The 15,294-nt window shown below is 27.3% G+C and carries 14 protein-coding genes; 12 read left to right on the forward strand and 2 right to left on the reverse strand.

Features of this window, described 5'->3' with window-relative positions; translation table 11 throughout:
* Positions 1–101: 101 nt before the first annotated feature.
* Entirely contained in the window at positions 102–806 is a 705-nt protein-coding gene (locus tag H8891_RS00525) for a tRNA threonylcarbamoyladenosine dehydratase (protein ID WP_187004764.1), read from the forward strand.
* Positions 807–868: 62 nt separating this feature from the next.
* On the opposite strand, the gene H8891_RS00530 is transcribed toward H8891_RS00525, so the two are convergent.
* A complete protein-coding gene (locus H8891_RS00530; protein ID WP_187004765.1) occupies positions 869–1,693 on the reverse strand; it encodes a ComEC/Rec2 family competence protein in 825 nt (274 codons plus the stop codon).
* A 168-nt stretch (positions 1,694–1,861) separates the two neighbouring features.
* Here H8891_RS00530 and H8891_RS00535 point away from each other — a divergent pair, with 168 nt between their 5' ends.
* The 5 genes from H8891_RS00535 (at position 1,862) to holA (ending at position 7,474) form a co-directional block, all read left to right on the forward strand.
* Positions 1,862–2,767: a DUF2156 domain-containing protein gene (locus H8891_RS00535; protein ID WP_187004766.1), complete on the forward strand. Its 906-nt coding sequence runs from the start codon at positions 1,862–1,864 to the stop codon at positions 2,765–2,767.
* A gap of 1 nt (position 2,768) precedes the next feature.
* The gene (locus H8891_RS00540; protein ID WP_187004767.1) at positions 2,769–3,935 is read left to right on the forward strand and encodes a GNAT family N-acetyltransferase; all 1,167 of its coding nucleotides are present in this window, start codon (positions 2,769–2,771) and stop codon (positions 3,933–3,935) included.
* 136 nt (positions 3,936–4,071) lie between these two features.
* Complete coding sequence (locus tag H8891_RS00545) at positions 4,072–5,100, forward strand: BMP family lipoprotein (RefSeq protein WP_187004768.1); 1,029 nt, start codon at positions 4,072–4,074, stop codon at positions 5,098–5,100.
* Between the two features lie 108 nt (positions 5,101–5,208).
* Positions 5,209–6,489: a ComEC/Rec2 family competence protein gene (locus tag H8891_RS00550; RefSeq protein WP_207723184.1), complete on the forward strand. Its 1,281-nt coding sequence runs from the start codon at positions 5,209–5,211 to the stop codon at positions 6,487–6,489.
* Positions 6,443–7,474 (forward strand): DNA polymerase III subunit delta, encoded by a 1,032-nt coding sequence (holA, locus tag H8891_RS00555; RefSeq protein ID WP_187004769.1) that lies wholly within the window; start codon positions 6,443–6,445, stop codon positions 7,472–7,474. The genes H8891_RS00550 and holA overlap by 47 nt, the downstream gene beginning before the upstream one ends.
* A 252-nt stretch (positions 7,475–7,726) precedes the next feature.
* Here the strand turns inward: holA and rpsT are convergent, their stop codons facing one another.
* Positions 7,727–7,993 (reverse strand): 30S ribosomal protein S20, encoded by a 267-nt coding sequence (rpsT, locus tag H8891_RS00560; protein ID WP_147546297.1) that lies wholly within the window; start codon positions 7,991–7,993, stop codon positions 7,727–7,729.
* A 275-nt stretch (positions 7,994–8,268) separates the two neighbouring features.
* On the opposite strand from rpsT, the gene gpr reads away from it, so the two are divergent.
* The 6 genes from gpr to hemW all read left to right on the forward strand — a co-directional run bounded on the left by gpr (position 8,269) and on the right by hemW (position 15,289).
* Complete coding sequence (gene gpr / locus H8891_RS00565) at positions 8,269–9,225, forward strand: GPR endopeptidase (RefSeq protein WP_187004770.1); 957 nt, start codon at positions 8,269–8,271, stop codon at positions 9,223–9,225.
* Between the two features lie 12 nt (positions 9,226–9,237).
* Entirely contained in the window at positions 9,238–10,191 is a 954-nt protein-coding gene (gene spoIIP, locus H8891_RS00570) for a stage II sporulation protein P (RefSeq protein WP_187004771.1), read from the forward strand.
* 9 nt (positions 10,192–10,200) lie between these two features.
* Positions 10,201–10,458, forward strand: a complete 258-nt coding sequence (locus H8891_RS00575; protein ID WP_187004772.1) for a hypothetical protein — start codon at positions 10,201–10,203, stop codon at positions 10,456–10,458.
* A gap of 133 nt (positions 10,459–10,591) precedes the next feature.
* Positions 10,592–12,397: a translation elongation factor 4 gene (gene lepA, locus H8891_RS00580; RefSeq protein WP_147546305.1), complete on the forward strand. Its 1,806-nt coding sequence runs from the start codon at positions 10,592–10,594 to the stop codon at positions 12,395–12,397.
* Between the two features lie 299 nt (positions 12,398–12,696).
* Entirely contained in the window at positions 12,697–14,019 is a 1,323-nt protein-coding gene (locus H8891_RS00585) for an APC family permease (RefSeq protein ID WP_187004773.1), read from the forward strand.
* A gap of 139 nt (positions 14,020–14,158) precedes the next feature.
* Positions 14,159–15,289: a radical SAM family heme chaperone HemW gene (gene hemW, locus H8891_RS00590; protein WP_187004774.1), complete on the forward strand. Its 1,131-nt coding sequence runs from the start codon at positions 14,159–14,161 to the stop codon at positions 15,287–15,289.
* The last annotated feature ends 5 nt before the right edge of the window (positions 15,290–15,294 follow it).

The raw sequence follows: 15,294 nt of genomic DNA on the forward strand, positions 1-15,294 counted from the left end.
ATCGAAAATTTGCTATTATTATAGGGATAGTGGGTTAATTAATAGATATTAAATTATATTCTTATATATAGAAAAAATTACATCAAGGAGACATAATAAATATGGATAAGAATTTTAGAACTAGAACAGCTCTTATAGTTGGAAATGAAGGAGTAGAAAAATTAAAAAATTCCAATGTTTTAATTTTTGGAGTAGGTGGGGTAGGAAGTTTTGCAGCTGAAGCTATAGCAAGAGCTGGAGTTGGAAAAATGACTATAGTAGATTTTGATGATGTTGATATAACTAATATAAATAGACAGCTTCCGGCACTTCATTCAACTGTAGGAAAAGATAAAGTAGATGTTATGAAGGAGAGAATATTAGATATAAATCCAGACATAGATATAAAAGCTATAAAGTCTATGTATACAGCAGAAAATAGTGATGAGTTATTAAGTGGAGATTATGATTATGTAGTTGATGCTATAGATATGGTAAGCTCAAAAATACATTTAATAGAAAGTTGTGTTAAAAAGAATTTAACTATAATTAGTTCTATGGGAATGGGTAATAAATTAGATCCTACTAAAATTGTTGTTACTGATATACACAAAACTCAAATGTGTCCACTTGCTAAAGTGGTTAGAAAAGAATTAAGAGATAGAAAGATAAAAAAATTAAAAGTTGTTTATTCAACAGAAAAACCAATAGAGTTAAAAGAGAGAATAATGAATGGCAAAAAAATAACTCCAGGAAGTATATCATTTGTGCCATCTGTAGCAGGACTTACAATAGCTTCTGTAGTAATAAATGATTTAATAAAATAATTTGATTTAAAAGGGTAACATGAAGCTAAGCTATACTGTTACCTTTTTTATTTTAATTAAGATTATTTAGGAGGAGAAGTAGTAGTTATAGTTTCCCCGTCACTGTAAAAAGATATATGACCTTGTTTGTCAGTTCTATAGACTTTTGTATTGGTTTGAGTTAATCTTAAAAGTGTATCTTTATGAGGATGACCATATTGATTATCATATCCACACGATATGGCAGCTACATCAGGAGATACTGCATATAAAAATTCTTGACTAGAAGAATTTTTACTCCCATGGTGAGATATTTTTAAAAAGTCTACATCTTCAAGATTAAAATTATTTATAATATCTATTTCATTTTCATATGTACAATCTCCTGTAAATAAAAATGATTTGTTATTATAGTCTAATTTAAAAACTATAGAGTTTGAATTGTTATCTGTATGGGTATAAGAAGGATTTAGAACAGTTAATTTTATATTACTATCCAGACTTATTATATCTCCTCTAGACAAGTATTGAGGATTTATACTTTTCTTATTGCAAGATTGTATTAAATTATAATAGGAGTCACTTTTAGTTTCTTTGTTTGGTAGGTAAACTTTTGAAACATCAAATTTATCTATTATATCATCTAAACTTCCGATATGATCTGTATCAGGGTGCGTTGCTATTATGAAATCTATGTTTTTTACTTTTTTACTTTTAAGAAAATTTTTTATAATAAGTGAACTGTCTTCATTACCACCATCAACCAATATATTAGAATTATTAGGTGTTTGTATTAATATACTATCACCTTGTCCAACATCTATTATATGTATGGATAGTGATGGGGCTTTGCTACAACCAACGAAAAGTGTTATTATAATAAATATTAAAACTGTAATTTTTTTCATTTTTTACTCCAATCATTACCTGTTTATATTGTATGTATAAAGTCAATATTAATTAATAAAGCAATTGTTTAATAGTTTTGACTATTAAAAGAAACTTAATTCATATATTTGGTAATTATTTAGAGTGAAAAATTAAATATATAAAAAGTATCAAAAGGAGAATTAATTATGATTTTTAAAGAGATTGACATAAATGCATATGAGGAATTGAGACCTTACTTTAATTCAGTAGACTACGAAGCTTGTGAGTATTGTTTTACCACCTTGTATATGTGGAGGCACACATATAAAACTAGTTATTATATAGGGGATGAGTTTGCAATAATAGTTGGTGAATATGAAGGAGATAGATTCTCTGTATTACCACTTGCTAAAAAGGATAAAATTCATAAAGCACTAGATTTTATGATTAATTATTTTAAAACAGAAGATCATCAAATATATCTAAGAGCTGTAACTAAAGAGGTCGTAGAGCTTTTACAAAAGGATTATCCAGGTAAATTTAAATATATAGAAGAAAGAGATTATTTTGATTATGTATATGATGCGGAAAGTTTAAGAACTTTAGCAGGTAGAAAAAATCAAAAGAAAAGAAATCACATAAATTATTTCTTAAAAGAATATGAAGGAAGATTTGAATATAAAAAGCTTGAAGAAAAAGATTTTGATCAGTGTATAGATCTTTTAAAAGCTTGGGCTAATAATAAAGCTGAGCATGGGGATACTGATGATGGAATAGATGATGAGTTTATAGGGGTAAAAAAAATATTTGATAATTATGATGTATTAAAACAAGATGTAAAGATAGCGGGTATATATATAGATTCTAAATTGGAAGCATTTACAATAGGAGAAAACATAAATGAAAATATGGCTGTAATTCATATAGAAAAAGCTAATCCTGAAATAAGAGGATTATACCCATATATAAATCAACAATTCTTAGTTCATGAATTTAAAGATGTTGAATTTGTTAATAGAGAAGAAGATTTAGGAATTGAAGGACTTAGAAAAGCTAAACTTTCATATCATCCATGCAAGTTTGTTGAAAAGTACACAGTTATGGAGGCATAATATGAATATAAGATATGCTATAGAAAAGGATTTAGAAAATATTAAGGATATATGGAATTATTGTTTTGGGGATGAAGAAGGATTTGTTAATTATTATTTTGACAATAAATATAAACCGGAAAATACTATATTAATTGAGGAGAATGATGAATTAATGTCATCTCTTCAATTAAATCAATATAAAATAAATTTAAATAATAAAATTTATGACACGTCTTACGTAGTGGGAGTATCAACATATCCAAATGCTAGAGGCAAAGGTTACATGAAAGATATGATGGACTTTGCATTAAATGAACTTTATAAAAAAGATCAGTTAGTTTCTTTACTTATGCCTATAGATTATAGATTATATAAAAAGTATGGATATGAACATTGTTATGATAAAATAGAATATAAGTTAAATATAGAAGAGTTAAAACAATTTAAAATAGTTGGCGATTTTGAGAAAATAACTAATAATCATATAAACTATATGATGGATATATATAATGAATTTTTATTAAATACAAATGGATACGTTGTTAGAGATAAAAATTACTATGAAAATTTATTCAAAGAAATAAAGTGTGAAAATGGACATATGTATATACATAAAGAAGAAAATTATGAAGGATATATAATATACTTTATTATGGAAGATACAATGTTTATAAGAGAAATATGCTATAAAAATATAAGTTCTTTAAAGTCTATGTTAAAGTTTATTTATAATCATAACACTCAATGTAAAAAGGTAACTATAATGTCTCCTGTAATAGACAGTATAAGATACATATTACCTAATTTAAAAACTAGTGAGATAAATATTAAACCTTTTATGATGGGTAGAGTTATAAATTTAGAAAAATTTTTAAATACTTTAAGTATAGAATGTAATGATTTAGATGGTGTTTACATAGAGATTATAGATAATCAAATTAAAGAAAATAACAATGTATTTGAAATACGTGTCAAAGACAATGAAGTGAAAGCAATAAAAAGTAATAAAAAAGCTGATATAGGTTTAAGTATAAATTATATTAGTCAATTAGCATTTTCATATATAGATATAGAAAAAGTATTATTCCTAGAAAATATAACTAAAACTAAAGAAAACACAAAAGCTATAAACTTATTAAAATCTATTTTTAGTAAGAAAGAAAACTATATAAATGAATATGTATAATCAAAAGTATCCATTATAAGTGATTTCACTTATAATGGATATTTTTGATTTTAGAACGTAAATACATCTGCGTATTTACAACTGTAAAGACAGCTGCTAAAATAATCTTGAAGTCAAATGATTTAAGGAGGGGTATATGAGGAATTTAAGAAAGTATCTAACAGTGTTTATGATCACAGTATTATCTATAAGTGCAGTTGGATGCAGTAAAGAAGAAGAAGATAAAAAAAGTAATACAGAAAGTAAAGATAGTAAATTTTCTGTAGGTGTTGTATTAGGAGAAGGAGGAGCTAATGATCAAAGTTTTAATCAATCTGCTTTAGAAGGGTTAGAAAAAGCAAAAAAGGAATTAAAAATAAAGGGTACATATTTAGAATCAAATCAAGACTCTGACTATGTGCCAAATATAGAAACTTTTATAGATGAAGATGCTGATTTAATAGTAGGTGTTGGATATACGACAGCAAACTCTATGTTAAATGCAGCTAAACTTTACCCAGATAAAAAGTTTGTTATAGTAGATCATAATTATGAAGAGGAAGGGCAAGAAATTCCTAAAAATATGATATGTATGACTTTTGATGAAAGAGAAGCAGCATACTTAGTAGGGTTAATAGCATCTAAAATGAGTGAATCTAATAAAATTGGATTTATAGGTGGAATGAAAATACCTAATATAACAAGATTTGAAGAAGGGTTTATAAAAGGGGTAAAAGAAGGAAAGCCTGATGCTGAATGTATATCACAGTATGCAAATTCATTTGACGATGCAAGTTTAGGTAAATCAATAGCAAATCAAATGTATTCAAAAGGAGTCGAGGTTATATTTTCTGCAGCTGGAGGAGTTGGAACAGGAGCTATAGAATCAGCTAAAGAAAGAAATAAATATGCTATAGGTGTAGACATGGATCAAAATAGTTTAGCACCTGATAATGTTATAACTTCTGCTATGAAAAGAGTGGATATAGGAGTATTTGATATTATATCAAAGATTAAGGATGGCAATTTTGAAGGTGGAAAATCAGTAGTTTATGGATTAAAAGAAAAAGCAGTTGGAATAGCTCCTTCTACATCAAAGAATGTATCAAAAGATATATTAGATTATGTTGATACTCAAACTAAAAAAATAATAGATGGAAAAATAACTATTACATCATCAAAGTAATTGTAAAAATTATAGGATATAAATATTTATATCCTATAATTTTTTTATTTTTGATTTAAAAAAATCTGAATGTATATAATTTAGAAAATATATATTTAGGAGTTATACATGAGAAGGCCATTATTATTAGTGTTTTTTATAGTAATAATTATAAGCTTAATTATTACTAATTTAGAAAATAAAAATGAATATGAAACAAATAAATTAATAACTGTAGAAGGACTCATATCTGAAAAGGTGATTAAAGAAAAATACACGCAATATAAATTAGATAATTACCTTATAAAGGATTATTCTAAAAAAGTAAATATAAATCCGGGAAGCGTAGTAAAAGTTACGGGTAAATTTAAAAATTATAAAGATCTAAAATTTGAAGATTTTGACTATGGAAGATACTTAAAAAGTCAAGGTTATGAAGGGACTATAGATATAAAGTATTATAATATAGTAAAAAAGAACTTATTTTATTCGAAGTTATTTAATGTAAAAGATAAAATTAGTAAGTCAATTAAATATTTATATAAAGATAAATCCAAATTTATAAATTCAATATTAATAGGAGAAAAAGAAAATTTAGATGAAAGCCTTAAAGAAGTGTTTTCAAAAACAGGTGTAAGTCACATCTTAGCTTTATCAGGTCTTCATGTTAGTATTTTAATTACAATTATAGGATATAGTTTAGGAAAAGTTAATAGGTTTTATAAGCTTTTAATAATAACTATTATATTATGGTTATATAGTATTATGGTTGGACAATCACCTTCTATAATTAGAGCTATAGTTTGTAGTGTTATATCTTACTTATCTATATTTATTCATGAAAGAACAGATGGGATATCGAGTTTATCTTTTATAGGTACAATTTTAGTTGTAAGTAACCCATATATAATTTATAATATAAGTTTTCAATTGTCTTTTTTAGCAACATTGTCTATAATATATTTCTATGGTTATATAAATTCTAAGATTAAATTTAAATTAATAGCGCTTACTTTAGCCGCTAACATATTAACTATACCAATAGTATATTTACATTTTAAAAATATATCATTGGTTTCTGTAATTAGCAATGTAGTAGTTGTGCCATTTTTAAGTATAATAATATACATAAGTATTATAAGTGTTATAATATTACCTATGAGTTTTACTTTATCTAAGTTTATGGTTATAATAAATACTTTCATAATAGATAAAATAAATATTATTTTAGAAAGTTTATATAATCTAAAATTTAGTTATATTGAATTTGAAAAAAGCAACAAGTTGATTGTTATTATTTACTATATTTTAGTAGGAATATATATGATATATAAAGAAAAAAAGACGATAAAGGAGCAAAAGAATGGATTACAAGGATATCATCAAGAGCATGAACAACAACGAATTTAAAAATGTATATCTTTTCTACGGAAGAGAATTTTATTTATTAGAAAATGTAATTAAAACTTGTAAAAAAAGTTTAAATGAAAGCATGATTGATTTTAATATGGATATCCTTGATGGAAAAGAGCTTACATTAGATCAAGTTTTAAGTAATGCGGAGACTCTTCCATTTATGGATGAGAAAAAAATATTAATAATAAAAGACTTTGAATTATTAAAGGGTAAGAAAAAGAATTTCTCAGATAGTGATGAAGCTGAAATTATAGACTATTTAGATAAAATACCAAATACAACTGTTATAGTTTTTATAGTATACGGAGATGTAGATAAGAGAAAGAGTTTAGTTAAAAAGATTAATAAAGTTGGTATAGTAAACCATTGCGATAAGTTAAATGATATGGACTTATTTAGATGGGTTAAAAATAGATTTAAAAAAAGAGAAGTAGTTATTAATGATTCTGAAGTAATGTATTTTATAGAACAAGAAGGATATAGAGATAAAAATAGTGAAAAGACTTTATCTGATTTAGAAAATGAAATTAATAAAATAGGATCATTTGTAGGTAAAGGCAATAATGTAACAAAATATATAATAGATAAGTTATCTCAAAAGAAGGTTGAAAATGATATATTTAAATTAATAGATGAGATAGGAAGTAAAAATTCATCTCATGCTATGAAGATAGTTACAGATATGATTTTAGAAGGTGAGTCTGTTCTTGGAATATTTGCTATGGTTTCTAAACAATTTAAACTTGTTATGCAAGCAAGACAACTTCAAAATCAAGGATATTCATCAAAAGTTATTGCAGAAAAATTAGGAGCTCATCCTTTTGTAATTTCGAAAGCTTTAAAGCAAGGTAGATTATTTTCAGATGATATTGTAGTTGATATGTTAAACTATATATTAGAAAGTGATTTTAAAATAAAAAATGGATTAATGAAAGATACTCTTGCAGTAGAGATACTTGTAAGTAAGTATTGTCAGTAAGGAATTGTTTAAAATAGATTTATAGCGTAATCAGCGCTACATGTGAATATAAAATTTTCCTCCATGCAAGCTAAAAAGATGCTTGCAAATGTCGGTTAAATTCTATATTCACACTTCGCTAGGTTACTTGGTAAATCTGAAACTTAAACAATTCCTTATTTTTATACAATAAAGTTTAGAATAGGAGGAAATGATGGCAAAAGAAAAGACCCTTGATAAAATCAAGGGTCAATATCTATTCTGAACGGATAATTAAGCGTTCATTCCGTTTAACTTTTGAGCTAATTTAGCAACTTTTCTAGCTGCAGCGTTCTTGTGTATAGTTCCTTTTGAAGCTATTTGAGATATTCTCTTTTGAGCGTATTGGAATCTAGCAACAGCTTCCTCTCTGTTTCCTGCAGTAACAGCTTCTTCAAACTTTCTTATTGCAGTTTTTATTTGAGATTTTCTAGCTCTATTTAAAGCAGTTTTCTTTTCGATAACTTTTATTCTTTTCTTTGCTGATTTTATGTTTGCCATCCGTTTCACCCCCTCGTGAGTAATTTATATTATTCATCGTCAACATATTAGATTTTAACAGAAATAAATCTAAAAATCAAGGATAATTATTAGTAAGTTCTTAAATATCTTTCCATTTGACTTTTTAGATTATAACCTATATCAAAATATTTTACAACATAGAAATTAATTATTATAAAAATTTTTAAATTAATCTGATTAAGTTATAAAATTATAAAAGTTGTTAACAATCTTTAGTATGATTTAATTTAAACTTTTGAATTGGAGGAAGTTTTATGATAAGTTTAAGAACTGATTTAGCGCTAGAAGCTAGAGAAATATATGAACAAGGAAATGATGCTAGTCATATACCTGGAGTTAAGATAGATACAAAGGAATTAGATAACTGTATTGTAAGTAAAGTAGAAGTTTTAAATGAAGAAGGCGCTAATATTATGAATAAGGGTATAGGAATTTATACAACTATAGAAAGTAAATTAATGAAGTATGATGATGATGAGTCAAGAGAACAGATTATAGAGTATTTAAAAGATGAATTAATAGACATACTTGGAACTGATAAAAGTAAAAAAACTTTGGTCATCGGACTTGGGAACTGGAATATAACTTCAGATGCCTTAGGTCCTAAGGCAGTTTCAAAAACATTAGTAACTAGACATATATTTAAAAATTACAATAAAGATTATGATGATGATTTTACAGAAGTTGCAGGTCTTAGCCCTGGAGTTATGGGTATTACAGGGATTGAAACTAGTGAAATAGTAAAATCGATAGTAGATATGATAAAACCAGACAGAGTTATAGCAATAGATGCACTAGCTTCTAGGAAGATGGAAAGAGTAAACTCTACAATACAAATATCAACAGCGGGTATTTCTCCCGGTGGAGGGGTAGGAAATAAGAGAAAAGCATTAAATAAAGAATATCTAGGAGTTGATGTAATAGCTATAGGGGTTCCAACTGTTGTTGATGCAGCAACACTTACTAGTGATGTATTAGACCTTGCTATTGACAATTTAATGAGCCAATCTAAAGAAAGTGAGAGTTTTTATAATATGTTAAAGACTTTAAAGGAAGATGAAAAGTATCATCTTATAAAAGATTCGCTAGAACCATATGATAAAAACTTGATAGTTACACCAAAAGATATAGATGATACTATAGAAAATTTATCAATAATCATAAGTGAAGGTCTAAATAGGTCGTTGCATCCTGGTAGAATTGTAAATTAAGGAGGAGATAATATGGTATCAAAAAGACTTATAAGTCTCAGTCTTATAACTTGTATAGCTTGTGTAGTATGTTTAAAGAAGTCTTATGCATTAGAAAATGATGAATTTTTAAAGTTTCTTATGAATACTAGCTATCCAGAAACTAAATTAGAACAGCCAAAAGATGAAAAAGAAGCTAAAGATGATAGTAATAATGAGAATAAATCAGATAAAAAAGATGATGAATTTGTAAAAATGTATGTTGGGGAAGAAAATTTACCTACTGTAGAAAGTTCGAATAAAGCATCTTCTGAAAGTGCTAAATATGTGGACAATGTATTAGTAACTAAAAATGAGCCACAAATACTTATATATCATACTCATGGGGGTGAAACTTATGCAAATAATCCTGCAGGAAATTACCACTCAGAAGATAAAGCAAATTCTACTTTAGAAATAGGAGCGTCACTTACTCAACAATTAAATAAAAGAGGTAGAGCAGTAGTTCACAATACTACATATCATGATATTCCTCAGTTTGTAGGTGCATATGGAAGAAGTTTAAAAACTATAGAAACTATGCAAACTAAATATAGTAGTATAGATATGATAATAGATTTGCATAGAGATGGAAGAACTTTAAAAACGAAAGAAGATGAGAAAAAATTCAAAGATGCATGCACAGCCAACATAAATGGAGAAAATGTAGCTAAATTTTTATTTGTTGTAGGGAAAAAAAGCCCTAACTATTCTAAAAACTTAAAGTTAGCTGAGGAAATAACTGCATTTGCTGAAAGTAAGTACCCTGGAATAACAAGACCTGTAGTAACAAAGGGAACTGGAAATGCAAGATACAACCAACACAAATCGGACAATCCACTTTTAATAGAAGTAGGAGGTCAAATGAATACTACAGAGGAAGCAAAAGCATCTACTAAATACATAGCAGAAATAATTGATGAATTTTTAAAACAAAAAGGTATGTAGGTTTACTTTATGAGCCGTGTAGAGCGAAAATTAGAAGAAAAAAATAAGAAAAAAGCTAGAAAAGCTATTTATAGATTTATATTTTTAATAGTAATGACTTTTATAATAAGTATTTGCGCATTTTTTATAGATAAAGAAGCAACACTTATGATAGGTGAAGTCAAAGAATATAATATAGAAGTTTTTATAAATAATTTTGGAAATTCTGTTATGGATACTATAAAGGATATAGAAAGAAAGTTAAGTAAACTTAATAACTTAAAATAAATTAGGGTTATCATTTTGATAGCCCTAATTTATTTTAGAAAGTAAGTCTTTAAATTGTAGTATCAATATTTACATAATGACGGATATATTATAAAATAAAAGTTATGATAATAATAAAAAGGAGGAATAAAAGGTGGACAGCAAACAAAGTAGAACGAGAAATTTTAGTATAATAGCACATATAGACCATGGTAAGTCTACCTTAGCAGATAGATTAATTCAGCATACAGGGCTTGTTAGTGAAAGAGAAATGAAAGATCAGTTACTAGATAATATGGATCTTGAAAGAGAAAGAGGAATCACTATAAAGCTTCAAAATATCAGATTAGTTTATAAAGCTAAGGACGGGAATGAGTATTTCTTAAATTTAATAGATACTCCAGGTCACGTAGACTTTAACTATGAGGTTTCAAGAAGTTTGGCAGCTTGTGAGGGAGCATTACTTGTAGTTGATGCAGCACAAGGTGTTGAAGCTCAAACTTTAGCTAATGTTTACTTAGCACTAGATCAAGACTTAGAAATATTACCAGTTATAAATAAGATAGATTTACCAAGTGCAAGACCGGATGAAATAAAAGCAGAAATAGAAGATATAATAGGACTTGATGCAAGTGAAGCTCCACTTATATCAGCTAAAAGTGGTTTAAATATAGAAGATGTACTAGAAGATATAGTAAATAATGTACCAGCTCCAACAGGAGATAAAGATGCGCCTTTAAAAGCTTTAATATTTGACTCATACTATGATGCATACAAAGGTGTTGTAGCTTATGTTAGAGTATATGAAGGTACTGTTAAAAAAGGCATGACTATAAAGATGATGAACACTAACAAAAAGTTTGAAGTAACTGAAGTTGGTGTTATGGCTCCAGGACAAAGAGAATTAGATGAGTTAAGTGCTGGAGATGTTGGTTATATTGCAGCTAGTATAAAAGATATAAGAAGTTGTAGTGTTGGTGATACAATAACTGATGCTAACAACCCAACTGATGAACCGATGCCAGGATACAAAAAAGCTACTCCAATGGTTTATTGTGGTATATATCCAGGTGAAGGTGAAAAGTACGAAAACGTAAGAGATGCTTTAGAAAAACTTCAAGTTAACGATGCAGCTCTTGAGTTTGAAGCTGAAAGTTCAGCAGCACTTGGATTTGGATTTAGATGTGGATTCTTAGGATTATTACATATGGAAATAATCCAAGAAAGATTAGAAAGAGAATTCGACCTAAACATAATAACTACAGCTCCATCTGTTATATACAGAGTAACAAAAACTGACGGAGAAGTAGTTATGGTACAAAACCCTGCTAACTTACCAGAACGTGATGAAATAGATATGATAGAAGAGCCTATGGTAAAAGGTGATATAATAGTTCCTAAAGATTATGTCGGTACTGTCATGGAACTTTGTCAAGAAAGACGTGGGGACATGATAAATATGGAATATATAGATGAAAAGAGAGTTATGCTTCACTATGACCTTCCACTTAATGAGGTTGTTTATGATTTCTTTGATGCCCTAAAGTCTAGAACAAGAGGATATGGATCATTAGATTATGAGTTAAAAGGATATGTTCCTTCTAAGCTTGTAAAACTAGATATATTGATAAATAAAGAACAAGTTGATGCACTTAGCTTTATAGTTCATGAAAGTAGAGCTTATCCAAGAGGTAAGGCTATGTGTGAAAAATTAAAAGGTGAGATACCAAGACATCAATTTGCTGTACCTATACAAGCAGCAGTTGGTAATAAGGTAGTTGCTAGAGAAACTATAAGTGCACTTAGAAAAGACGTACTTGCTAAGTGTTACGGTGGAGATATATCTCGTAAGAAGAAACTTCTTGAAAAACAAAAAGAAGGTAAGAAACGTATGAGACAAATAGGATCTGTTGAAGTTCCTCAAAAGGCATTTATGTCTGTATTAAAATTAGATAGTTAATAAAAAAAGATGCTTAAATAAGCATCTTTTTTTATTGTATTAAATTTAAATTGATAAATTTTATTATTTACAGATTTGAAGTTACACACAAGCTTAAAAATTAAAAATATTTATACAAAACAGAATGAAAATTTAATAAATAATTAGAGAAATGTTATCATAAATAATTAAATAAGGAGTAATTGTAAATAATAGACAAAAAAATAAATAAAAGTGTCGAAATCTATTGTTATTTATAATGAAATGTAGTAATATTCAAATTGGACATTTTAATAAATCAAAATATAAGGAGGAAAACGATGAGTAACAAAGGACTTCAAAAAACTTTAGGTCTTTCAGCAGCGCTTTCTACAGTTGTAGGTATGGTTATAGGTGCAGGTGTATTCTTTAAACCTCAAGCTATATATCAAGCAACAGGTGGAGCTCCAGGATTAGGTATGTTAGCATGGGTTATTGCTGGTTTCATAACTATCGCAGCAGGACTTACAGCGGCAGAGGTTTCAGCAGCAATACCAAAAACTGGTGGGATGATGATTTATATCCAAGAGATATATGGAGAAAGATTAGGATTTTTAACAGGGTGGATGCAAACGGTATTATTCTTCCCAGCAACAGCTGCGGCACTAGGTGTAATATTTGCTCAACAAGCAGCAACTATAATAGGACAAAATGAAAACAACATGTCAGTTGTTTTACCAATAGCATTAGGAATTATATTATTTTTAGCTGTATTAAATACAGTAGGTTCAAAATTAGGTGGAACAATACAAACTGTTGCCACTATATGTAAGTTAATACCATTAGGTGTTATAATGATATTTGGATTTATAAATGGATCTGGTGATAACTCAATAACTACTCCATTAGTAGCACAAAACTTATCAGTAGGAACTGTTTTAGGACAAGTATTAATAGCAGCGTTATTTGCATATGATGGATGGATAAACGTTGGAGCTATAGCTGGAGAAATGAAAAATCCAGGTAAAGATTTACCTAAAGCTATAGTTGGTGGATTATCAATAGTTATGGCAGTTTATGTAATAATAAACTTAGCATACTTATGGGTTGTACCAGCTAATGAAATGGCACAAGTTAGTGCTCCTGCAGCTTTAGTTGCAGAAAAGATGTTTGGACCAATAGGTGGTAAGTTAGTTACTGCTGGTATATTAATATCAGTATTTGGTGGACTAAATGGATACTTATTAACTGGACCTAGAATATCTTATGCTTTAGCTTGCGAAGGTACATTACCAGGAAGCAAATCTTTATCTAAGTTAAATAAAGGTGGAGTTCCAGCAAATGCTACTTTCTTAATGGCAATACTTGCTTGTTTATATGCTTTATCTGGACAGTTCAACTTATTAACTGACTTAACAATATTTATAATATGGGTATTTTATGTATTAACTTTTATAGGTGTAATGAAGTTAAGAAAAGATCAACCAAACTTAGAAAGACCTTACAAAGTACCTTTATACCCAATAATACCATTAATAGCTATAGCAGGAGGATTATTCGTTATAGTTAACCAATTAATGAACAATACTTTAATAGCAGCAGGTGGATTAATAGTTACAGCTATAGGATTACCTGTATATTCAATAATGAAAAAGAAAAACTAATAATTAATTACATATAAAGAGATAGTATTAATACTATCTCTTTTTTTATTATATAAAAAAGTATTATATGTTTATAAGATTAGAATACTTTATATAATGATGTATAATATATATAATTATATTTAATAAAGGAGATATTATGTTAGGACTATATATACATGTGCCATTTTGTGCACAAAAATGTTATTATTGTGATTTTAATTCATATAAAATTAAAAGTAATGAAAAAGAAGATTATTTAATAAATATAGAAAAAGAGATGAAATTTTATAAAGAGGAATTTAAGGACAAGTACTTTGATACTGTATTTTTTGGAGGGGGAACTCCAAGTATATTAAAAATTGATGAATTAAGAAAACTTGTTAATTATATGTTTGAGAATTTTAATATAAAAAAAGATGCAGAAATAACTGTTGAATGCAATCCAGGAACTATAAATAAAGAAAAATTAAAAGCTATGAAAGAAATGGGGATAAATAGATTAAGTATAGGTCTTCAAGCTACTCAAAATTATCATTTAAAATCTATAGGAAGAATACATACATATGAGGAATTTGAGAAAAACTATTATGATGCTATAGATGTAGGATTAACTAATATAAATGTAGATTTAATGTATGCTCTTCCAAATCAAAAAGAATATGAATGGAAAGAAACATTAGATAAAATTATAAAGTTAAATCCATCACATATATCAGCATATTCTCTTATATTAGAAGAAGGAACTAAACTTTATGATATGTATGAAAATAATGAATTTAACCTTTTAGATGAGGATACAGATATAGATATGTATGAATATACTATAAATACATTAAAAAAGCATGGATACAATCAATATGAAATATCTAATTATGCAAAAAAAGGAAAAGAGTGTAAGCATAATGTAATATATTGGACATGTGACAACTATTTAGGGTTAGGACCTGGAGCTTCAGGGTATATAAATGACGTAAGATACTCTAATATAGAAGATTTAAATGAATATAATAATAAAATTAATCAAAATATAAAACCTATAAGTGAAGAAAATAAATTAAGTGAGAAAGATAAAATAGAAGAATTTATTTTCATGGGGCTTAGAATGAATAAAGGTATAAATCTAGAAGTATTTAAGGAAAGATTTAAGATTGATTTTTATGAATTATATAAAGATGTTTTAGACAAATTATTAGAGCGTGAACTTATAAAATTAGACAAATTTAATTTGTCTTTGACTCAAAAAGGAAGAGAAATTTCAAACAGTGTATTTATAGAATTTATAAATTAATTAAA

The organism is Paeniclostridium hominis (genome assembly GCF_014306135.1).
Taxonomy (GTDB): Bacteria; Bacillota; Clostridia; order Peptostreptococcales; family Peptostreptococcaceae; genus Paraclostridium; species Paraclostridium hominis.